We start from the raw sequence: 22,677 nt of genomic DNA, 5'->3' as shown, positions 1-22,677 counted from the left end.
CCAAGTGTCACTCGACTCCGTCACCCAGTCCGTGGACGAAGCAGTCAGCGGATTCTTCGAGCCCATAGCCGAGTGGCTGGGGGAGGTGGTCTTCTACACCGTCCCCGTCGGCGATGCCGACCTGCCCCTCATCGTCGCCTGGCTCGTCGTGGCCGGCCTGGTCTTCACCAGCTGGTTCGGATTCATCCAGCTCCGCAAGTTCAAACTCGCCGTCGACGTGGTGAGGGGCAAGTACGACGAGAAGGGGTCGGCCGGTGAGGTCAACCACTTCCAGGCGCTGACCGCCGCCGTCTCCGGCACCGTCGGCCTCGGCAACATCGCCGGTGTGGCCGTCGCCGTCTCCATCGGCGGTGCCGGCGCCACGTTCTGGATGGTGCTGTGCGGCCTGCTCGGCATGGCCACCAAGTTCGTCGAGGTCACCCTCGGTGTGAAGTACCGCGAGGTGCACGCCGACGGCACCGTCTCCGGCGGCCCGATGCACTACCTTCCCAAGGGGCTGGCCGAGCGCTTCGGCAAGAACGGCAAGACCCTCGGCAAGGTCCTCGCGGTTCTCGCCTCCTTCCTGATCCTGTTCTTCGGCCTCTTCGGCGGCAACCTCTTCCAGGTCAACCAGTCCTACGCGCAGCTGGTCTCGGTCGCCGGCGGCGAGGACGGCGCGCTGGGTTCCTCCGCCGGCGCCCTGTTCTTCGGCATCCTGGTCGCCGCGGTCGTCGGCATCGTGCTCCTCGGCGGCATCCGCTCCATCGCCAGCGTCACCAGCAGGCTCGTGCCCGCCATGGCCGGCATCTACATCCTGGCCTGCCTGACCGTGATCCTGGTCAACATCACCGCCGTGCCGGACGCCGTCGTCCGCATCGTCGAGGGCGCGTTCAACCCCCAGGGCGTCGTCGGTGGTGTGCTGGGCGCGCTGATCATCGGCTTCAAGCGGGCCGCCTTCTCCAACGAGGCCGGTCTCGGCTCCGCCCCCATCGCGCACTCCGCGGTCAAGACCAAGCACCCCGCCAGTGAGGGCCTGGTCGCGCTGCTGGAGCCGTTCATCGACACCGTCGTCGTCTGCACCATGACCGCGCTGACCATCGTCATCGCCAACCCCGACAGCTGGGGCGAGGCCCGCGCGGGCGAGGACATCGGCGGCGTCACGATCACCTCCGACGCCTTCGAGACGGTCCTGCCCTGGTTCCCGTACATCCTCACCCTCGCGGTGCTGCTGTTCGCGATCTCCACGGTGCTGACCTGGGGCTACTACGGTCTCAAGTCCTGGACGTACCTCTTCGGCCGCAGCCGGGCCAGCGAGATCACGTACAAGGTCGTCTACACCCTCTTCGCCATCGCGGGTTCGCTGCTGACGCTGCAGACCCTGATCGACCTGGCGGACGCCTTCCTCTTCTCGCTCGCCGTCATCAACATCATCGGTCTGTACCTCCTCGCCCCCGTCGTCAAGCGGGAGCTCAACAGCTTCCTGGAGTACGTCCGCGCCCGGAAGTCCGGTGGGAGCCCCGGGGACGGCGACGATGACCAGGAGTCGGCGAAGACCACCGTCTGACCGCCTCACGCGGCCCGGCTCCGGAACGGCCCAGTGCTCACCTCGCGCCTTGGTGAGCACTGGGCCGTTCGCCCGTTCCCGGTGGTCGCCTCGTCAGGCTCCTGCGGGGTCCCCGACCGGACGGGCCGCGTGGCGGGCGGACGGATTGGCGACGAGGCGGCGCGGGTCGACGGCCCGGTTGATCGCCGACTCGACGGCCGCCACCCGGTCGGCGAGCAGGCCGAGGGCGGCCACGGCACGGCTCAGGGGGTCGCTCTCGGGGCCGCCGAGGGTCCGGGTGCGGACGTACGCCGCCTTCAGCTCGGCCCAGCGGGCGGCCTGGCCGGCGGTCAGCGTGCCCCGCAGCTCGGCGAGCTTCAGCAGGTTGGCCTCGGCGCCGGTGGTCAGGGTCTGGGCCTCGGCCGCGTAGTGGTCGTCGAGCAGGGCGGACAGCTCGGTGTCGTTCATGACCGGCTGGATGCGCTGGGCGATCTTGTTCATGTTGCGGTAGGAGCCCTGGAGCCGGAAGGGCGGCTCGGTCCGCGTGGCGTCCGACTGGGCGGCCGAGGCGATGTACGCGGCGTTGACCGCCAGCACGGTCTCGCGGGCCGTGAGCAGATGGCGCAGGACGGCCGTGATCCGGTCCAGCTCGGCGGGCTCGTACGGGTGGGTCAGCCGGTCGGCACGCGCGGCGGGGTCGCCCGAGGCCAGGCGGAGCAGCAGCTCCAGGTCCGCGCGGTCGCGGCCGGCGAGCGGGGCGAGGACCGGGTTGGCGGTCAGGGCGTTCTCGACGAAGCTGGCGGCGAACGCGTCCCGCTTGCCGGTCAGGACGTCGCCCAGGTTCCACACGTCGGCGCGGTTGGCGAGCATGTCGGGCACCTGGAAGCGGCTGCCGGACTCGGTGTACGGGTTGCCCGCCATGCACACCGCGAACCGCTTGCCGCGCAGGTCGTAGGTGTGCGGCTCGCCGTCGCGCACGCCCTCGACACGGCGGGTGGCGTCGCAGAGCGGAATGAACTTCTGGAGGAGTTCGGGTGAGGTGTGCTGGATGTCGTCCAGGTAGAGGAGGGTGTTGTTGCCCGCCTGGAGAGCGAAGTTGATCTTCTCTACCTCCTGTCGGGCCGTGGCGTTCGGGGCCTCGGCCGGGTCGAGGGAGGTCACCGTGCGGCCCAGCGCGGGGCCGTTGACCTTCACCAGCAGCAGGCCGAGCCGGTCGGCGACGTACTCCACGAGGGTCGTCTTGCCGTAGCCCGGCGGGGAGATGAGCAGCAGCAGGCCGCCGGTGTCGGTGCGCTTGGCGTCGCCCGTGGTGCCGAGCTGCTTGGCGAGGCTGTCGCCGATCAGCGGGAGGTAGACCTCGTCGATGAGCCTGCTGCGCACGAACGCCGACATCACCCGCGGCCGGTGCTCGTCCAGCCGGAGACGGCGGCGCTCGCCGGCGACCAGTGCCGCGCGGCGGCGCTGGTAGGCGCGGTGGGCCGGGACCTCGCGGAGTCGGAAGTCGCGGGTGCGGGAGAGGAGTTCGTCGATCCGGACGGTCAGGGTCCGGTCGTCGTGGATGCGGGGGTGGGTGCCGAGCAGGCCGGTGACGGTCTCGGTGAGGGGTGCGTCCGACTCGTAGCGGGGCAGTTCGGGGCACAGCTCGGCGGCCACCGCCTCGGCCAGGTCGCCCGGGGCGAGGTCGGTGCCGGTCGCGGTGGCGTACGACGTCAGCCACGCCTCGACGAGTTGCCTGCGGGCGGCCGGGTCGGTGAGGGCGGCCAGGTCGTCGTCGTAGGCCGAGTCACCCGCCGTACGGCGGAACTTGTCGAGCAGGTTCCGGGTGCCCGCGCTGATGACGAACCCGTCCGGGGCGGACGTCAGTTCCTCGAAGAGGTAGGCGGCCGCCGCCCGGGTGCCGATCGCCGTGGCCAGTTCCTCCTCCAGGTCGGCGATGGCGGGTGCGAGCCCGAAGGTGTCGCGGGCGCGGGCCAGGGAGACGGCGCGGCGGGTCCAGGCGTCGCGCTCCCCGGCCGTCGTGCCGTGCGCCCAGTAGAGCTGGGCGGCGGCGCGGGCGGACGGCTCGTGGCGCAGGAGCCCGGCGTCCTCGTGCAGGCGCAGGAGGGTGGCGAGGATCAGGGCCGCGTCGTGGTCGTGCACTCCGCGCTCGTAGCCCTCGTCGTAGGCCTCCTGGGCCGCCTGCCGGACCAGGGCGGGCAGGTCGTCTGCCGTGGCCAGGGCGGCCGGGCCGTGCTCGTCGAGCAGTCGGGCGGCGAGGTGCTCGGCGCGGTAGACCTCCGGCGACTCCGAGGGCAGCGGGCGGTCCCAGTAGGGGCGCGTCGCGGCGAAGTCGGGGTCGGTGACCGGGGCGCGGTAGTCCGTGCCGGTCAGGGCGAAGGCGAGGCCGTCGCCCTGGGGGACGAGGGTGAGGTCGAGGGGCTGGGTGCCGACCGCGAAGCGGTGGCCGCCCAGGCGGACGGTGCGGCCGCCGTCGGCGTACAGGTCGGTGCGGTCGCGCAGTGCGCGCAGGGCCTGCTGCCGGGCGGACTTCAGGCGGCCGTCCAGCTCCTCCGCCCTGATCTCGTCGCCGAGTCCGCGCAGTTCGTCGGCGGTGCGGCGGACCTTGGCGGGCATCGGGTCGGAGGTGAAGTACGTGGTGACGGCGTCCGCGTCGGCGAGTGCGGAGGCCCGGCGGACGATCGTGGTCAGCACCCGGTCGGCGGACTCGGCCAGGCGCTCGGCGCGGCGGGCGCGGGCGTCGGCGAGGGTCTGCTTGCGGGCGGAGAGCGCCTCGTGGACCTCGTCGCGCTTGTCCGCGAGTTCGGCGAGGAAGTCGTCGGACTCGGCGAACCGGGACTCCAGGTTCTCCACCCGCACGAGCAGGCGGGCCAGTTGCTCGTCGCACTCCTCGGGGGTGCCGGCCGCCGCGAGGGCGGCGGTGACCGCCTGGCCGAGCAGGGCGAACTCGGCGGCGAACTCGGCCCGGCCCTCGCGGTCCCCGAGCGCGCGGCGGCGGCCGTCCAGCGTGGCGCGAGCGCGGTTGACGCCCCCGAGGACCTCGGCGATCCGCTCCAGGACGGACGTGCGGACGGTGGCGTCGCCGATGTCGAGGCCGGAGACGACGTCGGTGACCGTGCGCAGGCTCTCGGCGTGCTCGTCGAGGCGGGCCGCGACGGGCTCCGCCTCGGCGACGGTGGTGATCGCCTCGGCGTCGGCGACGAGCCGCTCGACGTCGGCCCGGTGGTCGGCGAAGGCGTCCTCGTGCGCCAGGTGGGTCACGGCCCGCTGCGCGAAGGAGGCGAGGTCGCGTTCGACGTCCGCGGCCAGTTCGTCGACGCGTTCGGTGTCCGCGTACCGCATGTCCTTGAGGGTGAGCAGTTGCCCCTGGGCCTGTCGCAGCTCGGTGAGCCCGGACACCCATGCCGCGGCGCCGCGCGGGGCCTCACCGCGCAGGCGTCGTACGACGGCGGTGACGCGGGCCGTCGCCGCGGTGAGCGCGTCGCCCGCCTGCCGGGTGAGTGCCTGGACCGTCTCGAACTCGGCCAGCACCTGCTCGGCGGTGGTCCGCACCTGCGTGAGCGGCTCGTGCAGGGCGCCGAGGTCCGGTTCGGACAGCCAGTGGTGGGTGTCGGCGGTCCGCACGCAGGCCGCGACCAGCGCTTCGTACACCTCGCCGGTCGGGGTGGTCTCGGTGACGGCGCGGGTGACGGACAGGCAGTCGGAGATGCCGCGCACCAGGTCGGCGTTGCCGACCCGGGCGAGCGGGCCGGTGCCGGCCGGGCGGGCGGCGGCGTGGGTGTCGGAGACGTACGGGGAGGCCCACCGCTGGACGGGGTGCACGCGCTGCGGCTCGGCGCCGGCCGTGCGCAGGGCGAGGAGGGTGCCGTCGTCGGACAGCGCCCAGCCGTGGCAGGTCAGCGGGGCGGCGACCTCCTTGCGGATCACGTTGTAGGGCAGGAGCAGGTGGCGGCCCGCCGCGCGGGCGTGGAAGGCGTACAGGACGTCCTCGCCGTTCGGTGAGCGGACCGTCCGCTCGAACTCCATGCCCTCGGTGTCGACGCCGTCGAACGTCCGGTGGGTGCCGGTGGCCAGGCAGTAGCCGCCCGCGAAGACGATGCCCTGGTCCTCGGGCAGCCGGCGACAGGCCCGCCCGATGCCGTCGAGGCGGACGACGCTCCGGGTGAGGGTGTTGAACACCAGGTAGCGGTGGGTGTCCTCCTTGTAGGGCAGGACATCGACGAGGATCAGGGCGCCCACGCGCGCGTACGCGATGTGCGCGTCGGCGAGCGACTGGAGCGGCTCGTCGACCGGCTCGGCGTAGACGCCCTCGCCCGTCTCCGTGTCGTCCTCGGCCTTGACGGTCAGGGTGCCGTTCAGCGTCTCGACGAACACCTCGCCCTCGACGGAGACGTGCGGGTGGCGGCCCAGGACGTGGTCCTCGCGGGTCGTCGCCGTCCAGGTGAAGTCGTGGGCGGGCGCGAGGACGTGGTCGCGGTCGCCGCGCGCGTCCAGGAAGGACGCCTGGCCGTCGTCGGTCAGCGCCCAGCGCAGGACCCGGATGTCGTCCGCCTTCTCGCCGGTCCGGAAGACGGCGAGCAGCTTGTCCTCGACACGGCGGAGACGGAGGAGCCGGGCCTGGTGGAAGTAGCGGTGCAGGGCGGCGAACTCGCGGACGAAGGCCGGGTCGTCCAGCAGGCCGGGGACGGCGTCCTCGGGCAGCCGGTCCAGGGTCCGGTCGTGCAGGGCGAGGACGTCGCCGACGGCGGTGTCGGGGCCCCGGCCGGGGACGGTGTTGTAGCCGAAGAGCAGGACGTCGCCGACGGACACGAGGTCGCGCGGCACGCACGCCGGCCCGGTGCGCAGTTGCTCGGTGCCGGCCAGTTCCAGGCGCAGGGAGCCGAACTCCTCGACGCGGCGGGCGTTCAGCGCCTCGGCGCGGCGGGCGAGTTCGGCCGCCTGCGCGGTGAGGCGGTCGCGCAGCACCTCGTACGTACCCGTGTCCAGGGCGGTGGTCATGAAGTCCCTCTCAGGAAGTCCCTCTCAGGAGGCCTACTCGGGAAGGCCTGCTCAGGAAGTCGGAAAGAGCGGTCGTGGAGCCGCCGCCCCCCGCGCGGCGGCTCCACGACCGCGGTCGGTCAGCCCTTGGCGCTGCCGTTCACGGCGGCCGTCAGACGGGTGTCGGCCAGGCCCAGCTCACCGGCCTTGCCGAGCAGCTGCTCCAGGGCCGCCGAGTCGGCGCCGCCCGACTTCATGAGCTTCATCAGCAGGGTGGACACGGTCAGGTTCTGCACGTCGGCCGTGGAGACCGAGCCGAGGACCCGGCCGAGGTCGTCGGTGAAGCTCGACGTCCCGTCCAGCCAGGGCTTCGCCAGCGCCTGGGCGGTCTCGGAGTGCTGCACGAAGCCGTCGACCCCCTTGCCGAGGGCGATCGCCCCGACCAGCCGGTCGAAGAAGACCGACTCGCCGCCGACGATGTCGATGTCGGCGTTCTCCAGCCCGGTCGCGAGGACCGTCGCCTGCGCCTCGGCCACCTGCCGCTGGACGTCCAGCCCGGCCAGCCGGATCTCCTTCTCGGCCTCCAGCCGCAGCCGGTACTCCTCGTGGCCGCGGGACGCCTCGTCCAGCGCCGCCATCGCCGCCGCCTTCTCGGTGAGGCCGGCCGCCTCCGCCTTCAGCTTCTCGCCGACGGCGGCGGCCTCCGCCAGGGCCTTGGCCTTGGCGCCCTCGGCCTCCGCCCGCAGCCGGGCCTCGGTGGCCCCGGCCTCGGCACGGCCGGCCTTCTCGAGGACCTCGGCCTCCTTGTCGCGGACCTGGACCTCGGCCAGCCCCGGGGCCGCGCTCTCCGCCTGGACGCCCTCGGCGAGCCGCAGCTTGGCCCGCGCGTCGAGGTCGGCGCTCTTGAGGCGGGCCTCGGCGAGCGTGAGTTCCTCGGCGGCACGGTGCGTGGCGGCCTGTTCGGCGGCCTCGGCGGCCTTGATGTCCTTGACGAGCCGCTCCTGCGCCTCGGCCTCGGCGGCGATGACGACGGCCTGGCGCTGCCGCTCCGCCTCCTCCACGGCACGCAGCCTCTTGATGGCCTCCTCCTGCTCGGCGACCGTGCGGTCCACCGCCACCCGCTCGCGGATGACGTCGGCGATCTCCCGCCTCTCCGCCTCGATCTCCTTCTCTGCGGCGATCCGCGTGAGCTGCGTCTCCCGCTCCCGGGCGATGACCTCAAGGAGGCGGTCCTTCTCGATCCGCTCGCTCTCCACGGCGATGACCCGCTCACGGTTCTTCTGCGCGACCGCGACCTCGCGTCCCTGGTTCTCGCGCTGGATGCCGAGCTGTTCCTCGGTCTTGAGGAAGGCCGACTGCGCCCGCAGCCGCTCCTCCTCCACCACCCGTGCCGTCTCGGCCTCTTCCCTCGCCCGGACGGTCTCGATCTCCCGCTTCTGCTTGCTCTCGGCGTCGACCTGCCGGCGCTCCAGCTCCAGGATCGCCTCCCGGGCGTCGACGTTCTGCCGGGTGATCTCCTTCTCCTCGGTGCGCTGTGCCTCGTTGGTCCGCACATGCTCCACGGCCGTCAGCTCGGTGATCTTCCGGATGCCCTGCGCGTCCAGGACGTTGGCCGGGTCGAGCTGGGTGAGCGGCGTCTGCTCCAGGTAGTCGATCGCCGCGTCCTCCAGGTGGTACCCGCTGAGGTCGACGCCGATGACCTCGATGATCCGGTACCGCAGCTCCTCGCGCTTGGTGTAGAGGTCGGTGAAGTCCATCTGCTTGCCGACGGTCTTCAGCGCCTCGGAGAACTTCGCGTGGAACAGCTCCTGGAGCGTGTTGCGGTCACTGGCCCGTGCGGTGCCGACGGCCTGAGCGACCTTGACGACGTCCTCGGCGGTCTTGTTCACCTTGACGAAGAACGAGATGCGGATGTCCGCGCGGATGTTGTCCCGGCAGATCAGCCCTTCCTTGCCGGCCCGGGTGATCTCGATCGTCTTCACCGAGATGTCCATCACCTCGGCCTTGTGCAGCACCGGCAGCACGACCTGCCCGGTGAAGGTCACGTCGACCTTGCGCATCTTGGAGACGATCAGGGCCTTGCCCTGCTCCACCTTGCGGAAGAGCCGGGCCACGACGAACAGCGCGGCGGCGGCGAGCAGGAGGCAAACGAGCACGCCGATGCCCAGGGTGTAATCCATAGGGAGTCCTCTGAGTCTGCGAAGTCAGCGGAGTGAGCGGAGAGAGTGGAGAGAGTGGAGCAAGCGAAGTAGGCGAAGACTTGGCGCCTCCGCGAAGAGGCTGAGCGGCCCGTTCGGTTACGGGCGGAAGCGTCCGGTGCGACGCGCGTCGTCCACGGCTCAGCCGCGGCGGCGGCTACTGCCGGGGTCGTACGGGGCTGCTGGCGGCGGCGTCGTAGGGGGGACCGGCCGCCGGGACGTGCCGCCGAGGGGACCGAGGGTCCGTGCGGAGACGTCGTCGATCCGCGCCACGTCCTCACCCCCCGATGCGGTCCCCCGGGCCCCGACGCCGACGCCCGTTGCCGGGCCCTGGCATCGGGGCCGTCCCCCTGTTGCTGCCGCCCTCATACTGACCGAGCCACGCCCTACTCCGCATTGCCGTGTTACGGCAATCCTGACGCCTTCTTGATGCCTGATTCGACGGGGGCCGGCCGTGCCGGCCGCGTCCGCCACCGCGCACACGGTGGTGAAGCTGGCCGGGGCCGAGTACCTGGTCTCCCCCGGGGGTGCAGTCGCTGCTCCAGAGCCGGCGCGGGCGTTGTGGGCCCCGGGCGCCGGCCGCGCCGGATGCGGCCGGGAACCCCCGGCGCACGGGCCGTCTTCTGCACGGGCCTCCTGCCGACGCTCGCACCGGCCGGTCCGTCACCCCACGCGGGCACGGCGCTCCTGGTCCTGCTGCACGCGGTACTCACCGTGGTGTGGCTCGGGAGCCACGTGCTGCTGCCGGCCAAGGCCCGCGCCTGCTTCGAGCGTCCCCCCGTGCGCCGGGCCATGGCCCGGGTGACCGGGGTCGTACTGATCGGGTTCGGGGTCAAGGTCGCCGGTACGCAGCCCTGACGCGTCGCCGTGGGCGTCAGCCCGCTCTCGCCCCGCCCTCCGGCGCCCCCTGTTCGCCCAGCCACCGCGCCAGTTTGCCGCGGCGGCCGACGGCGCGCAGGCGGCGTTCCGTGGCCTCGCGGACCGCGGGCGTGGTGATGAGGAGGAGTTCGTCGCCGGTGCGCAGGGCCGTGTCGCGGTCGGGGACGAGGGTGATGCCGTCACGGACGATCAGGGTCAGGACGGTCGGGCGTGGCAGGCGGAGTTCGGCGACGGTGACGCCGTGCAGGCGGGAGCCCGGGGGGATGGAGACGGTGAGCAGGTCGGCGTCCAGGACGTCGAGCGGGGCCGTCTCCACCTGGATCTCGCGGAGGGTGTCCGGGCGGGTCAGGCCCAGGTGACGGGCGACGGCGGGGAGGGCGGGGCCCTGGATGAGGGTGAAGAGGACGACGAGGACGAAGACGATGTTCAGTACGTCGACGGCGCCGTCCACTCCTTCGACGATCGGGAAGGTGGCCAGGACGATGGGGACCGCTCCGCGCAGGCCCGCCCAGGAGATGAACGCCTGTTCGCGCCAGGGGACGCGGAAGGGGAGGAGGCAGAGGACGACGGAGACCGGGCGGGCGGCCAGGAGGAGGACCAGGCCGACGGCGAGGGCGGGGAGGATCGCGGAGGGCAGTTCGCTGGGGTCGACGAGCAGGCCCAGCATCACGAACAGGCCGATCTGGGCCAGCCAGCCGGCGCCCTCCGCGAAGGAGCGGGTGGCGGCGCGGTGGGGGAGCTTGGCGTTGCCCAGGACGAGGCCGGACAGGTAGGCGGCGATGATGCCGCTCGCGTTCGCGGCACCGGCGGCGGCGAAGGCGGTGATCCCGAAGCCGACCGTGGCGAGCGGGTAGAGGCCGGTGGCGGGGAGGGCGATGTGGCGCAGGGCGGTGGCGCCCAGGCGCCCGATCAGTACGCCGAGGGTGCCGCCGACCACGAGTTGGTAGAGCAGGTTGCCCAGGACCGGGGCGGGGCCGGGCAGGTCGCCCGCGGTGGTGGTGGAGAAGATCAGGACCAGGATGATGGTGGGGGCGTCGTTGAAGCCGGACTCCGCCTCCACCAGGCCGGTCACCTTCTGCGGCAGCGGCAGTGAGCGCAGTACGGCGAAGACGGCGGCGGCGTCGGTCGAGGAGACGATGGCGCCCAGCAGCAGGGCCAGGTGCCAGTCCATGCCGAGGAGCCAGTGCGCGCCGGCGGCGGTCACCAGGACGGAGACGGCCACCCCGGCGGTGGCCAGCACGCCGGCCGGGGCTAGCAGGCGTCTGACGTCGCTCCACCGGGTCGTCAGTCCGCCCTCGACCAGGATGACCGCCAGCGCGGCGGTGCCCAGCGCCTGCGCCAGCTGGGTGTCGTCGAACTCCAGCCCCAGTCCGTCCTCCCCCGCGATCACGCCGACCGCGAGGAAGAGAAGCAGGCTGGGCAGCCCGAGGCGGTGCGCGGCACGGGCGGCGGCGATGCTGGCCAGCAGCACCGTGCCGCCGACGAGGAGGGTGAGATAGAGGTCGGCCAGGGTCATCGGCCGGGGCCCGGGAGGTGCGGGACGGGCAGGAGGGGCAGGACGGGGCGGCGGTCAGCGGGGGCAGGGGCGGGGTGGTGGGTGGCGGTTGGCCGCGGAGCGGGACGGCACCTGGTGGCCGGCCCCGGCGCGGGACGGCGGGCGGCGCCCGGAGCAGGGACAGGGCGCCCGCCGACCGGAGCCCGCGAGGCCGGAGCAGGAGCCGGGGGCCGCCGGTCAGCGGGGCCAGGAGCGGGGTGGTGGGTGGCGGTTCGGGCGTCCGCGGCGGTGTGGGTCGAGGAGTTCCGCGGCGACGCCGGCCATGACCAGGCCGGTGGCGATGAGCAGGCCGTGGGCGAGGAACAGGCCGGAGCCCAGGACCACCAGCGCGGTGACGAGGAGCAGCCAGGCGCGCAGGGGACGGTACTCGCGCGGGCGGCGGGGACGCCCCGCGTCCAGGGCGTCGGCGAAGTGGGGGTCCTCGCGGTGCAGGTGGTACTCGATCTCGCTGAGTCGCTGGTCGTCGGGTCCGGGCACGGTGTCCTCCTCCCGGCGCGGGGCCCGGTGAGGGCGACGCGGTCGGTCGGGCGGGCCATCTGCTCTCCTTGCGGGTGGGTACGCCACGATCACACCAGGACGAGGGGGCGCCGCCGCGTATACGTGGCCGGTCCGCGCCGGCCCGGGGGGAGTGGCTCGGCTCCAGGATCTCCGTCCGCCCCGGTGGGCACCATCCGGTACGGAGCCCAGAAGCGGGCGTACGAGACCTGTAGGAGGACGTCCGGCCGGCGCGGTGGCGCGTCAGTCGACGTAGGACTCCAGCGTGCCGCGGCGCCGTACGTCGAGGGTCGCGCAGTGGAACGAGCCGCCGAACGGCGCGTAGTGGAGGAGGTCGCAGGGGACGGGCTCGAAGCCCCAGCGTTCCAGGGCGCGCAGCATACCGGTGTGGTGCCGGTCGGCGACGACCCGCTCGCCGTCGATCACGAGGACGTTCATGCTGAGCCACTTCCCGCACATCGAGGTGACCTTGAGCATGCGGTCGGGGATCGGGTCGGGCTCGGGGGCGGTCAGGACGTCCCAGGAGGCGAGGGCCTCGGGCAGGCGGTCGGGGTCGACGTACTCCGGGTTGATCAGCACCTTGCCGGGCGCCAGCGGCATGAACGTCGTGTCGATGTGCATGGGCGTGCGGCAGCGGCTCTCGATCTCGTGGATGCGATAGCCGGGGCCGAGGTGGCGGCGGAGCCACTCGATGCCCATGCGGTTGGTGACGTTGCTGCGGGTGACGAAGAGGTCGCGTCCGGCGCGGACGAAGTCCGCCGCGTCGAAGACCGGCTCGAACTCGGTGAGGATGTGCCGCATCGGCTCGCCCGGCTCGGGGATGCGGAAGTCCGGGTCGAAGAGCTCGTCGGTGAGCTGGGGCTTGGGGGCGGCGGTCCAGCGCGCTCCGCGGCGGAAGTAGTCCTTGAGCAGGGGACGGTAGGAGTGGGTCTCGAAGTAGCGGCACGGCCAGGCCATCGGGGTCTCGATGATCTCGTCGCCGATCACCAGGAGGCAGTCGCGCGGGCAGGTGTTGCAGAAGCCGCGGGACGACCAGTCCGGAGTGCTGAAGCGCTGCCGGTGGTCGACCGCCTCGGGGCGGGTGACCGTGACGCCGAGGGACTCCAGGAGGGTGATGAACCCGTCGAGCTCCTGCTGGGCCCGCTCGATCAGGACGCGCGGGTAGCGGAACCCGGCGGCCAGTCCCTGCAGGCGGGCCGCCCACGGGGGAACGTTGCAGGACACGACCGGATGGTCGGAGGGGATCGTCGCGCCCTCCAGCCGTCCGACGACGACTTCCTCCAGCGGGTCCCACTCGTTGTGGGACCCGACCGGCGAGACGGCGGCTTCCGCCGCCTCCGTGACACCGACACCGGGTTCCTGCGCCACCGCCATGACTGACCGCTCTCGCTCGACACGGCTCCGTGACGTATTCGGTGCCCCGAACCGGGCCGGCGACACCGACGTTTCCCAGGAGGCTTGCCGACGCTATCGTTTCTCGATAGGTTTTCATCGTTGTTCGATCGCTTCGCTGGTTTGACGGATTCGATGGGTTCCTTCGGAGGAGGGGTGATGGGGCAACTGATGACGCTTGCGCTGCGCGGTGTGCTGGTGGTGCTGCTCGCCGGGGCGGCGTTCGTCCAGGGGGTGCTGATCCGGCTGCTGGCGGCCGGCACCGGTGATCCCGACGCCGCCCTGGCGGACGTGCGCACGCCGGTCTTCCTGATCGTCGTCCTGGGGGCCGCGGCGGCCGAGGTGGTGCTGGTCTGCGTGTGGCGGCTGGTGACGATGGTGCGGCGGGGCACCGTGTTCTCGCTCGGGGCCTTCCGGTACGTGCACATCGTGATCGGCGCCTTCGTCGCGGCCGCACTCCTGGTGCTCGCCCTTGCGGTCCTCCTCGCTCCGGGCGAGGCCGTCGCCCCGGGCATCGTCCTCATGCTGGGCGGGGTCGTCGTGGCGGTCCTGGGCGTCGCGCTGGTCGTGCTCGTCCTGCGGATGCTGCTCGCCCAGGCCGTGGCGCGTGACATCGAGGCGGCGCGGATGCGGGCCGAGCTGGCAGAGGTGATCTGATGCCGATCGTCGTGGACATCGACGTGATGCTGGCCAAGCGCAAGATGTCCGTGGGCGAGCTGGCGGAGCGCGTCGGCATCACCCCCGCCAACCTGGCGGTGCTCAAGAACGGCCGCGCCAAGGCGGTCCGCTTCACGACGCTCGCCGCGCTCTGCGCCGTACTCGAGTGCCAGCCCGGTGACCTGCTGCGCCACGAGGCCGGGGACAAGCACGGGGGCGAGCGCGACGAGGAGTGACGCCGGGCCGGCGTCGGGCGCGAGTGGCTCCGCGACCCCTTCCGGGCGCAGTCTGGGAGAAGATCTGCGTGCACGCGCGCCCGCGGGCGCCGACCCGGAAGGACCCGCTCGTGATCATCTTCGGCACCAAGGGATACCTCTACCAGCTCGCGATACTGACGCTGGTGTGCGGCCGCTGCGGCAATCCCTCCGCACACACCCTCAGGAAGCGCGTCAACAAGTTCACGCTGTTCTTCGTGCCGCTGTTCCCGTTCTCCACGAAGTACCTGACCCAGTGCACCTTCTGCGGCGCCGAGCAGCAGGTGAGCAAGGAGCAGGCGGACCAGATGCAGAGGCAGGCCGTGAGCGGCGGCCCGGGAAGCTCCGGCGCGCAGCCGTACGGGCAGTCGCCGCAGCACCCCTACCAGCGGCCCTGAGCCAGGGCCCGCGCCGCCGAACCGGCGTACCGCTCCCCCGCGTTGCCGGGTCCCGGCAGCCCTGACTACCCTCACGTTGCCGGGACCGCGCACGGGGCGTGACCGGCAGGGGAGGCGCGGGGTGACGGACCAGCAGGCCGAGCAGCAGACGGGACAGCAGTCGGAGCAGCGGTCGGGGAATCGGCCGGAACTGCAGGAGACGTACCTGGGCGGGTACGCCGGGATACTCGCCGGGGCCGCCGGCACCGGCCGCCGGCTGACCCGCGACGAGCTGGAGGAACGGCGGCTCCTCGGGGAACGGGCCGCGGAGGCCGGCCACAGCCTGCGCAGCCTCGTACGGCTGCACCTGGACGCCACCCGCACCGCCTGGCCCGGCGGCACCACCGCCTCCGGAACCGCCGACCGTGTCCTCGCCGCCGTCACCCAGGCCGTCGACGCCTTCGCGGAGGGCTACGAACGCGCCCAGCGTCTCGCCGTACGGCAGGAGGAGGCCGCGCGGCGGGAGTTCATCGACGACCTGCTCTACGGGCGCAGCGACCTCGGCCGGCTCGCCGAGCGGGCCGAGCGCTTCGGGCTCGTCCTCTCCCGCGCCCACGCCGTCGCGGTGGCCGAGGGCCCCGCGACGTACGACGACACCGCGCCGGTCACCCGGCTCGTGGAGACCGCGCTCATCTCCCGCTTCGGCGACCGCCGCATCCTGATCACCACCAAGAACGGGCAGCTCATCTGCATCGCGCCCGGCGACCAGGACGACGTCCTCAGCTTCTTCGCCAAGCAGGCGTACGCCGCCACCGACGGAAGCCGGGTCGCCATCGGGCGCCCGCAGACCGGCGCGGGCGGCGTCGTGCACAGCTACGAGGAGGCGCTGAGCACCCTCGAACTCGCCGAGCGGCTGGAGCTGGACGAGCCCGTGCTGCGCGCCGCCGACCTGCTCGTCTACCCGGTGCTCACCCGCGACCGGCAGGCCATGGCCGACCTCGTACTGAGCGTGCTGGGTCCGCTGCGCGGCGCCCGCGGCGGGGCCGAGCCGCTGCTGCGGACCCTGGAGGTGTATTTCGACGCCGGCTGCACCGCGGCCGAGGCCGCCCGGCGCCTGACGCTCAGCGTGCGGGCCCTCACCTACCGGCTGGACCGCATCCACCAGCTGACCGGCGCCAACCCCGCCGACCCGGTGCACCGCTACACCCTGCAGACCGCGGTGATCGGCGCCCGGCTGCTGGGCTGGCCCGCCCAGGAGATCTGAGCGGGCCGGCCGGGTCGCCTCCGCCCCGGGTCAGCCGGTGATCTCGACCTTGCCGTTGCGCTGGTCGGGAGCGGGCGGCGGCTCCTCGGCGCCCTTCGCCGTGAGGTTCTTCAGCAGGGCCGCCAGGTCGACGCCCGTGGTGGAGCCCAGCAGTTCCATGCCCTGCGCCACGTTGTCGGCGACCGTGCGGGACAGGCGGCTCGCGCCGTCCGTCGAGATGACCGTCATCTTGTCCACGGCAGACAGCGGCTCGGAGGCCTTGGCGACCACCTGCGGCAGCACCTCGACCAGCATCTGGAGCACGGCCGCGTCGCCGTACCGCTCGAAGGCGTCGGCCTTCTTGTGCATCGCCTCGGCCTCGGCCGCGCCCTTGGCGCCGATCGCGGCGGCCTCCGCCTCGCCCTCCAGCCGTACGGCCTCGGCGATCGCCGCACGCCGCGACCGCTCCGCCTCACCCTGCTTGAGACCCTCGATGGCCTCCGCCTCGGCGAGCGCGCCGCGCCGCTGCTTCTCGCCCTCACCGGTGAGCCGGGCCCGCTCGGCCTCGGCCTGGGCGCCCGCGATCTCGGCCTCCCGGTCGGCCTCCGCCTGCTTGACCCGCGCCACCCGGCGGGCCTCCGCCTCCTGCTCGGCCTCGTACCGCTTGGCGTCGGCCGGCTTGCGCACCTCGGTGTCGAGCTGGCGGTCCTTCAGCGCCGCCTGCCGCTCGGCGACCTTCTCCTGCTCGGCGAGGATGTCCTGCTGCCGGGCCGCCTCGGCGAGCGGACCGGCGGCGTTGGCGCGGGCCGCGGCCTGGTCGGTCTCGGCCTTGATCTCGGCCTGCTTCAGGTAGAGGGTCCGCTGCGCGACCGCGATCTCCTCCTCGGCCTTCAGCCGCGCCTGCTCGGCCGCCCGCCGGGCCACGGCCTCGGCGATGTCGGCCTCCTGCTTGGCCCGCGCCGCCTCGGGACGGCCGAGGTCCTCCAGGTAGGAGCCCTCGGTGGTGATGTCCTGGATCTGGAAGGCGTCGAGCACCAGTCCCTGCCCGGACAGGCTCGCCTCCGCCTCCTCGGCGACCTGCCCGGCGAACGCGGCCCGGTCCCGGATGACGTCCTCCACGGACATCCGGCCGACGATCGCGCGCAGCGCGCCGGACAGCACCTCCTGGGTGAAGCCGACGATGCCGTCCTGCTGCATCAGGAACCGCTGCGCCGCCGCGCGGATCGCGTCCTCCGTGCCGCCGACCTTGACGATGGCGACGCCTTCGAGGTTGGCCTTCACTCCGCGCAGCGTCACCGCGCCGCGCACGGCCACCGGGATGTGCCGGGAGGAGAGGTCGAGCGTGAACCGCTGCTGCACGAACGGCACGACGAACACGCCGCCGCCGACCACGACCTTCTGGCCGCTGTTGTCGGTGAAGACGCGGCCGGTCTCCGGATCGGTGGACTTCTTGCCGCGCCGCCCCGTGACGATGAACGCCTCGCTCGGGCCGGCCACCTTGTAGCGGCTGACCACCACCAGCGCGAGCAGCACCAGGAGTACGACGACCCCCAGCACCGCGATGACGACAGGACTCATGGCAACGCCCCCGAATCACGAGCAGTACAGACGAACGGACGAACGGACGAACAGAAGAGCCGCCGGGCTCACTCAGCGGTCCACCGGGCGGACCACGACCGACGTCCCGGTCGGCACCGCCTCGACCCACACCTCGGTGCCCCGCGCCACCGGCTCCGCGCTGCGCGCCGCGCACTTCAGCGGCTGGCCGGCGAGCCGGAGCAGCACCTCGCCGAACCCGTCGGCGGGAATGGCGGTCACGACCTTGCCGGACGTACCGAGCAGGTCGTCCGTGCTGGGTGTGGCGGCGGTCTGGTCGCGCATCAGCGCACGGCTGAAGCGGTACGTCAGCCAGCCGGCCCCCACTCCCGCGACCGCGCCGGCCCCGGCGGCACCCGCGGGACCGGTCCAGCCGGTGCCGAGGGCGATGGCGCCGGCGAAGCCGGTCATCGCCGTGAACCCGGCGATGACCGGCAGCGACAGCCACCCCTCCAGGAAGCCGTCCAGCGCTCCCCCGAACGCGCCTTCCAGCACTCCGTCGAAGACCAGCGACAGGGCGAGCAGCACGACCCCCGTGATACCCAGCCCGAGAAACCAGGCCATCGTGCCGTCCCCCTCCCGCCCGTCGCTGAGCTTCGGTGAGTCCTATGTTCACCCCCGGCCCCGCACCACGTCATTGCCGCTTTCCGGCAGTCTTAACGCGTCTTTGATGCCGTCCTCCGGCTCTCCTGGATCTCCTCGGCCGCTCCTGGAACCGCGGCTCGCGCCGGTACTGTCCTTCCTCAAATGGGGACTTCAACGGGGAGCGTTCCGAACCAGGCCGGGCAGGGCGACGCGTACGCGCACATGGTGGTGTGCGGCGACGACGGGCTGGCGCACCGCCTGGCCGCCGAACTGCGCGGCGTCTACCGCGAACAGGTCACACTCGTCGTCCCGCCCTCCGGGAGCCGGGTGCGCCAGCCCGTGGTCGGGCGGGCCCGCGCGGCCTCCGCGGCACTGCTGGACAGGGTCAGCGCGGCCGTCGGCCGCTCGGGAAACGGCGACTCCGCGGCGGGTGTCCCGAGCGGTGCCGGCCGTGAACTGGAGGCCGCCGAGCCGACCGACGAGGTGCTCGCACAGGCCGGCGTGGACCGGGCGGCGGCCCTGGCCCTCGTGTACGACGACGACGAGACCAACATCCGCGCCGCCCTGGCCGCCCGCCGGCTCAACCCCCGGCTGCGCCTGGTCCTGCGCCTGTACAACCGGCGACTCGGCCGGCACATCGAGGAACTGCTCGACCAGAGCGCCGCGCTGGCCACCGGCGACTCGCGGGACGCCGGGCTGGACGGCGCCGGGACGTCCACGACCGTGCTGTCCGACGCGGACACGGCGGCGCCCGCGCTGGCGGCGACCGCGCTGGTCGGCACCAGCAAGGTCGTCGAGACGGACGGGCTGCTGCTGCGCGCGGTGGAACGGCAGCCGCCGCGCCCGGGCGAGGTCGCCGACCCCGGCCTGTGCACGCTGGCGCTGCTGTCCGCGACGAGCAACGACCCGGCCGGGGCGGACGGTTCGGAGGGCAGCGGCGACCAGGGTCCGCAACTGCTGCCCGACGCGGCGGCGGTGGAGGCGGCCACCGGACGGGCCACGGTCGCCCTGGAGCAGGTGTCGTACTCCGGTCCGCCGCTGCCCGCCGCCCGGGCCGGTGTCCCGCCGTTCGGCGAGCTGTTCTCGCGGCGGCTGCGGTGGTCGCTGGCGGGCCTGGGGGCGTGTGTGGTGGCGCTCGCCGTGGCGCTGATGGTGGTCACCGGGGACCATCCGCTGCACGCGACGTACGTGACCCTCCTCGACCTGTTCGCCATCAACGAGCCCGCCCACAACGCGGACACCGGACGGCAGGTGCTGCAACTGCTGTCCGGTTTCGTCGGGTTGCTGCTGCTGCCGGTACTGCTCGCCGCCGTACTGGAGGCCCTGGGGACCTTCCGCAGCGCGACGGCGCTGCGGAAGCCGCCGCGCGGGCTGGGCGGGCACGTCGTCCTGCTCGGTCTCGGCAAGATCGGCACGCGCGTGCTGACCCGGCTGCGGGAGATGGACATCCCCGTGGTGTGCGTCGAGGCCGATCCCGAGGCGCGCGGCATGGCGACGGCCCGGCGGCTGCGGGTGCCGGTGGTGCTGGGGGACGTCACGCAGGAGGGCGTCCTGGAGGCCGCCAAGATCCACCGGGCGCACTCGCTGCTCGCGCTGACGAGTGTCGACACCACGAATCTGGAGGCGGTGCTGTACGCCCGCTCCGTGCGGGCGCGGCTGCGGGTGGTGCTGCGGCTGTACGACGACGACTTCGCGACCGCCGTGTACCGGACACTGCGCGCGGCACACCCGGAGGCGCTGACCCGGAGCCGCAGCGTGACGCATCTGTCCGCGCCGGCCTTCGCGGGGGCGATGATGGGCCGCCAGGTCCTGGGGGCGATCCCCGTCGAACGGCGGGTGCTGCTGTTCGCGGCGGTGCGGGTGGCGGGGCATCCGCAGCTGGAGGGGCGGACGGTCGGGGAGGCGTTCCGGGCGGGGGCGTGGCGGGTGCTGGCCTTGGAGGTCCCCGGCCACACCTCCGACGGCGAGGTGGCGCAGGGGTCCAGGCTGGTGTGGGAGCTGCCCGACACGTATGTCCTGCGGGGTGAGGACCGGGTGGTGCTGGCGGCGACTCGGCGGGGGTTGGCGGAGTTGCTGGGGCGGCGGACGCGGCGGGGGACGGGGTTGTAGGGGCGCCGCCCCTACAACCCCGCGGCGCGCGGCTAGCCGCGCGGCAGGTGCCTTGCCGCGAAGTCCAGTTCCAGTCGGATCTGCTTGATGCGTTCGTCCACCACCAGGGAGCCGTGCCCCGCGTCGTAGCGGTACACCTCGTGGACGGCTCCCCTCTCCTCCAGGCGCTCGACGTAGTTCTCGACCTGGCGGATGGGGCAGCGCGGGTCGTTGACGCCGGCCGAGATGTAGACCGGGGCCTTGACCCGGTCGACGTAGGTCAGCGGGGAGGACGCCTCGAAGCGGTCGGGCACCTCTTCGGGGGTGCCGCCCAGGAGGGTGCGGTCGAGGGCCTTCAGGCCCTCCATCTCGTCGTGGTACGCGGTGACGTAGTCGGCCACCGGGACGGCGGCGATGCCCAGCGTCCAGGCCTCGGGCTGGGTGCCGAGGCCGAGGAGCGTGAGGTAGCCGCCCCACGAGCCGCCGGTGAGGATCAGGCGCTCCGGGTCGGCGAGGCCCGAGGTGACCGCCCACTCGCGTACCGCCGCGATGTCCTCCAGCTCGATGAGGCCGACCCGGTGCTTGAGGGCGTCGGTCCAGGCGCGGCCGTAGCCGGTGGAGCCCCGGTAGTTGACCCGGACCACCGCGTAGCCGTGGTCGACCCAGGCGGCCGGGCCCGCGGCGAAGGCGTCGCTGTCGTGCCAGGTGGGGCCGCCGTGGATGTCGAAGACCGTCGGGAGCGGGCCGCTGGTGCCGGCCGGCTTCTGGACCAGGGCGTGGATGCGGCCGCCCGGGCCCTCCACCCACACGTCCTCCACCGGTACCGAGCGCGGCGACTTCATGCCGGGCGGGTCCAGGACGACCCGGCCGTCCGTCGAGCGGACCGTCGACGGCTCCGCGGCCGAGGACCACAGGTACTCGACGGTGCCGTCGGGGCGGGCCGTCGCCCCGGAGACCGTGCCGGCGGGGGTGTCGATCTCCACCAGCTCGCGCTCGGCGAAGTCGTAGCGGAACAGCTCGCTGCGGGCTTCGAAGCCGTGCACGATCAGCAGGCCGCTGCCGTCCGGATACCACTCGGCGCTGACGTCGCCGGGCAGCTCCAGGGCGAGGTCGGTCTGCTCACCGGTCGCCACGTCCCACACCAGGGGCTCCCAGCGGCCCCGGCGCTGGTGCCCGACGAGCAGGCGGGTGTCGCCGTCGACCGGCGCGAAGCCGAGGACCTCCAGGCCCAGCTCCTCCTCGCCGCCCCGGGTGTCGTCCAGCTCGGCGACCGTCGTGCCGTCGGGGCGCACCACGCGCAGCGCCGAGTGCATCGCGTCACCGTGCTCGGTGTGCTCGATCGCGATCAGCGTGCCGTCGTGGGAGAGGTCGCCGACGCCCGCGGACTCACGGTGCCGGTAGATCTCCGCCGGGGCGCCGTCCGCGCGCGCGAGGTGGATCGTCGTACCGTCCTCGTCGGTGGAGCGGCCGATCACCGCCGTGCGCCCGTCCCGGGAGAGGGCGAGGCCCGCCGGGTAGGACGCGTCCAGACCGGGCACCGCGAGCTCGTCCTCACCGCCCGCGAAGGGCTGGCGCCGCCAGACACCGAACTCGTCGCCGTCCTTGTCGTCGAACCACCAGATCCAGTCGCCGTCGGGCGAGAGCACACCGTCCGTCGTGCCGTTGGGCCGGTCGGTGACCTGGCGCTGCTCACCGGTGGAGCGGTCCCAGGCGTACAGCTCGTAGGTCCCCGTCGCGTTCGACACGAACAGGGAGCGGTCCGGCGCGTCCTCGGCCCAGTCGGGCAGCGACACCCTCGGCGCCCGGAACCGCTTCTCCCAGTCGGGCATCTGCTCGCCCTGCGTCTGCCGCTCGTCCACGCCCATGTCCGACGGAACGGACCCGTTGCTCTCAGTCATGGCCCCATACTGCCCCGACCGGGCGACAACGCGCAGACCACATCCCCAGCCTGTGGACAACCTCGTCCGGCCGCCCGTCCGTCCACCCGTTTTCCACAGCCCCGCGGCCGGGTCGCCGGGGCGCGCCCCGTACCGTGGAGGGCGTGTACCGGTTTCTGCTGACGCCCCGCTGGTGGGGGATCAACGTCTTCGTCGTCCTGGCCATCCCCTTCTGCATCTTCATGGGTTCGTGGCAGCTGGGCCGGTTCGAGGACCGGGTCCAGGACCATGAGGCCGCCACCGCCCCACAGGATCCGGCACACCGGGAGGCGGCCCGCCCGCTGGCGGAGCTGCTGCCCGTGGACAAGGCGACGGTAGGCGACCAGACGACGGTGAGCGGCCGCTACGCCGACCAGCTGCTGGTCCCGGAGCGGAAGCTGGACGACCGCGAGGGCTTCTACGTCCTGACGCTGCTGCGCACCGACGACGGCAAGGCACTGCCGGTCGTGCGCGGCTGGCTGCCCGGCGACCCCGACACGGCGAAGGTCCCGGCCCCGCCCACCGGCCGGGTGACCGTCACCGGAGCGCTCCAGGCAGCCGAGTCGGTCGGCAGCAACGGCGTCAGCGGCCGCTCCGGCTGGCCGGAGGGACAGACCGGCGCGATCAGTGCCGCGACGCTGCTGAACCTGGTGCCGTACGACGTCTACGACGCGTGGGTGACGCTCAACGAGGGCGACTCCGGGATGCGGGCCGTGCCCGTGAGCGCGCCGCAGGGCACGGGCCTGGACCTGAAGGCCTTCCAGAACCTCGGCTACACGGCCGAGTGGTTCGCCTTCGTGGGCTTCGTGATCTTCATGTGGTTCCGGCTGCTGCGCCGCGAGGTCGAGCTCGCCAGGGACGCGGAGCTGGGGCTGGTCCCGGAGGACGAGGAAGCGGACGACGAGCCGCAGCCGCAGCCCAGCCCGTCCGGCGTCTGACGCCGGAC

General features: G+C 73.1%; 16 protein-coding genes. 8 read left to right on the top strand and 8 right to left on the bottom strand.

The features are described from left to right. Positions 1-4: 4 nt before the first annotated feature. Complete coding sequence (locus ACFW47_RS10980; RefSeq protein ID WP_386305536.1) at positions 5-1,543, top strand: alanine/glycine:cation symporter family protein; 1,539 nt, start codon at positions 5-7, stop codon at positions 1,541-1,543. Positions 1,544-1,636: 93 nt separating this feature from the next. Here ACFW47_RS10980 and ACFW47_RS10975 read toward each other — a convergent pair whose 3' ends face one another. Together ACFW47_RS10975 and ACFW47_RS10970 are read right to left on the bottom strand one after the other, a co-directional pair. Beyond that, complete coding sequence (locus ACFW47_RS10975; RefSeq protein WP_386305535.1) at positions 1,637-6,517, bottom strand: DNA repair ATPase; 4,881 nt, start codon at positions 6,515-6,517, stop codon at positions 1,637-1,639. A 119-nt stretch (positions 6,518-6,636) separates the two neighbouring features. Further along, complete coding sequence (locus ACFW47_RS10970) at positions 6,637-8,676, bottom strand: SPFH domain-containing protein (RefSeq protein ID WP_386279663.1); 2,040 nt, start codon at positions 8,674-8,676, stop codon at positions 6,637-6,639. 606 nt (positions 8,677-9,282) lie between these two features. On the opposite strand from ACFW47_RS10970, the gene ACFW47_RS10965 reads away from it, so the two are divergent. Then, on the top strand, positions 9,283-9,552 hold the full coding sequence (locus tag ACFW47_RS10965) for a LysE family transporter (RefSeq protein WP_386279666.1): 270 nt from the start codon (positions 9,283-9,285) through the stop codon (positions 9,550-9,552). Positions 9,553-9,568: 16 nt separating this feature from the next. Here ACFW47_RS10965 and ACFW47_RS10960 read toward each other — a convergent pair whose 3' ends face one another. The 3 genes from ACFW47_RS10960 to ACFW47_RS10950 form a co-directional block, all read right to left on the bottom strand. Continuing rightward, the gene (locus tag ACFW47_RS10960) at positions 9,569-11,089 is read right to left on the bottom strand and encodes a potassium/proton antiporter (RefSeq protein ID WP_386279668.1); all 1,521 of its coding nucleotides are present in this window, start codon (positions 11,087-11,089) and stop codon (positions 9,569-9,571) included. Positions 11,090-11,305: 216 nt separating this feature from the next. After that, positions 11,306-11,605, bottom strand: coding sequence for a DUF3040 domain-containing protein (locus ACFW47_RS10955; protein WP_386279671.1), 300 nt, complete (start codon positions 11,603-11,605; stop codon positions 11,306-11,308). A gap of 261 nt (positions 11,606-11,866) precedes the next feature. Further along, positions 11,867-12,997, bottom strand: a complete 1,131-nt coding sequence (locus tag ACFW47_RS10950) for an amidinotransferase (protein ID WP_386279673.1) — start codon at positions 12,995-12,997, stop codon at positions 11,867-11,869. Between the two features lie 177 nt (positions 12,998-13,174). Here ACFW47_RS10950 and ACFW47_RS10945 point away from each other — a divergent pair, with 177 nt between their 5' ends. From ACFW47_RS10945 to ACFW47_RS10930, 4 genes are all read left to right on the top strand, one after another. Beyond that, a complete protein-coding gene (locus tag ACFW47_RS10945; RefSeq protein WP_386279675.1) occupies positions 13,175-13,672 on the top strand; it encodes a DUF2975 domain-containing protein in 498 nt (165 codons plus the stop codon). Continuing rightward, positions 13,672-13,908, top strand: a complete 237-nt coding sequence (locus ACFW47_RS10940) for a helix-turn-helix domain-containing protein (protein WP_386279677.1) — start codon at positions 13,672-13,674, stop codon at positions 13,906-13,908. The genes ACFW47_RS10945 and ACFW47_RS10940 overlap by 1 nt, the downstream gene beginning before the upstream one ends. Positions 13,909-14,018: 110 nt before the next feature. Next, positions 14,019-14,324, top strand: coding sequence for a zinc-ribbon domain-containing protein (locus ACFW47_RS10935; RefSeq protein WP_019324964.1), 306 nt, complete (start codon positions 14,019-14,021; stop codon positions 14,322-14,324). 190 nt (positions 14,325-14,514) lie between these two features. Beyond that, complete coding sequence (locus tag ACFW47_RS10930) at positions 14,515-15,567, top strand: PucR family transcriptional regulator (RefSeq protein ID WP_386280305.1); 1,053 nt, start codon at positions 14,515-14,517, stop codon at positions 15,565-15,567. A gap of 30 nt (positions 15,568-15,597) precedes the next feature. Here ACFW47_RS10930 and ACFW47_RS10925 read toward each other — a convergent pair whose 3' ends face one another. Continuing rightward, positions 15,598-17,124 (bottom strand): flotillin family protein, encoded by a 1,527-nt coding sequence (locus ACFW47_RS10925; protein ID WP_386279679.1) that lies wholly within the window; start codon positions 17,122-17,124, stop codon positions 15,598-15,600. Between the two features lie 72 nt (positions 17,125-17,196). Then, positions 17,197-17,706, bottom strand: a complete 510-nt coding sequence (locus ACFW47_RS10920) for a hypothetical protein (protein WP_386279681.1) — start codon at positions 17,704-17,706, stop codon at positions 17,197-17,199. 243 nt (positions 17,707-17,949) lie between these two features. Between ACFW47_RS10920 and ACFW47_RS10915 the strand changes: the two genes are divergently transcribed. Further along, positions 17,950-19,836, top strand: coding sequence for an NAD-binding protein (locus ACFW47_RS10915; protein WP_386305667.1), 1,887 nt, complete (start codon positions 17,950-17,952; stop codon positions 19,834-19,836). A 32-nt stretch (positions 19,837-19,868) separates the two neighbouring features. Here ACFW47_RS10915 and ACFW47_RS10910 read toward each other — a convergent pair whose 3' ends face one another. Continuing rightward, positions 19,869-21,713, bottom strand: coding sequence for a S9 family peptidase (locus ACFW47_RS10910; RefSeq protein WP_386305533.1), 1,845 nt, complete (start codon positions 21,711-21,713; stop codon positions 19,869-19,871). Between the two features lie 143 nt (positions 21,714-21,856). Between ACFW47_RS10910 and ACFW47_RS10905 the strand changes: the two genes are divergently transcribed. Further along, positions 21,857-22,669, top strand: coding sequence for an SURF1 family protein (locus ACFW47_RS10905; protein WP_386279686.1), 813 nt, complete (start codon positions 21,857-21,859; stop codon positions 22,667-22,669). Positions 22,670-22,677 lie beyond the last annotated feature (8 nt).

The organism is Streptomyces sp. NPDC058796 (assembly GCF_042745235.1).
Lineage (GTDB): Bacteria > Actinomycetota > Actinomycetes > Streptomycetales > Streptomycetaceae > Streptomyces.
Note: the sequence above shows the minus strand (reverse complement) of the source record. Positions and strands in the feature narration are given on the sequence as shown.

Coding starts and splice junctions, on each gene's coding strand:
- ACFW47_RS10965 (WP_386279666.1), top strand. CDS start 9,283: ATGCGGCCGGGAACCCCCGGCGCACGGGCCGTCTTCTGCACGGGCCTC.
- ACFW47_RS10910 (WP_386305533.1), bottom strand. CDS start 21,713: ATGACTGAGAGCAACGGGTCCGTTCCGTCGGACATGGGCGTGGACGAG.
- ACFW47_RS10975 (WP_386305535.1), bottom strand. CDS start 6,517: ATGACCACCGCCCTGGACACGGGTACGTACGAGGTGCTGCGCGACCGC.
- ACFW47_RS10920 (WP_386279681.1), bottom strand. CDS start 17,706: ATGGCCTGGTTTCTCGGGCTGGGTATCACGGGGGTCGTGCTGCTCGCC.
- ACFW47_RS10940 (WP_386279677.1), top strand. CDS start 13,672: ATGCCGATCGTCGTGGACATCGACGTGATGCTGGCCAAGCGCAAGATG.
- ACFW47_RS10970 (WP_386279663.1), bottom strand. CDS start 8,676: ATGGATTACACCCTGGGCATCGGCGTGCTCGTTTGCCTCCTGCTCGCC.
- ACFW47_RS10950 (WP_386279673.1), bottom strand. CDS start 12,997: ATGGCGGTGGCGCAGGAACCCGGTGTCGGTGTCACGGAGGCGGCGGAA.
- ACFW47_RS10915 (WP_386305667.1), top strand. CDS start 17,950: ATGGTGGTGTGCGGCGACGACGGGCTGGCGCACCGCCTGGCCGCCGAA.
- ACFW47_RS10960 (WP_386279668.1), bottom strand. CDS start 11,089: ATGACCCTGGCCGACCTCTATCTCACCCTCCTCGTCGGCGGCACGGTG.
- ACFW47_RS10945 (WP_386279675.1), top strand. CDS start 13,175: ATGGGGCAACTGATGACGCTTGCGCTGCGCGGTGTGCTGGTGGTGCTG.
- ACFW47_RS10925 (WP_386279679.1), bottom strand. CDS start 17,124: ATGAGTCCTGTCGTCATCGCGGTGCTGGGGGTCGTCGTACTCCTGGTG.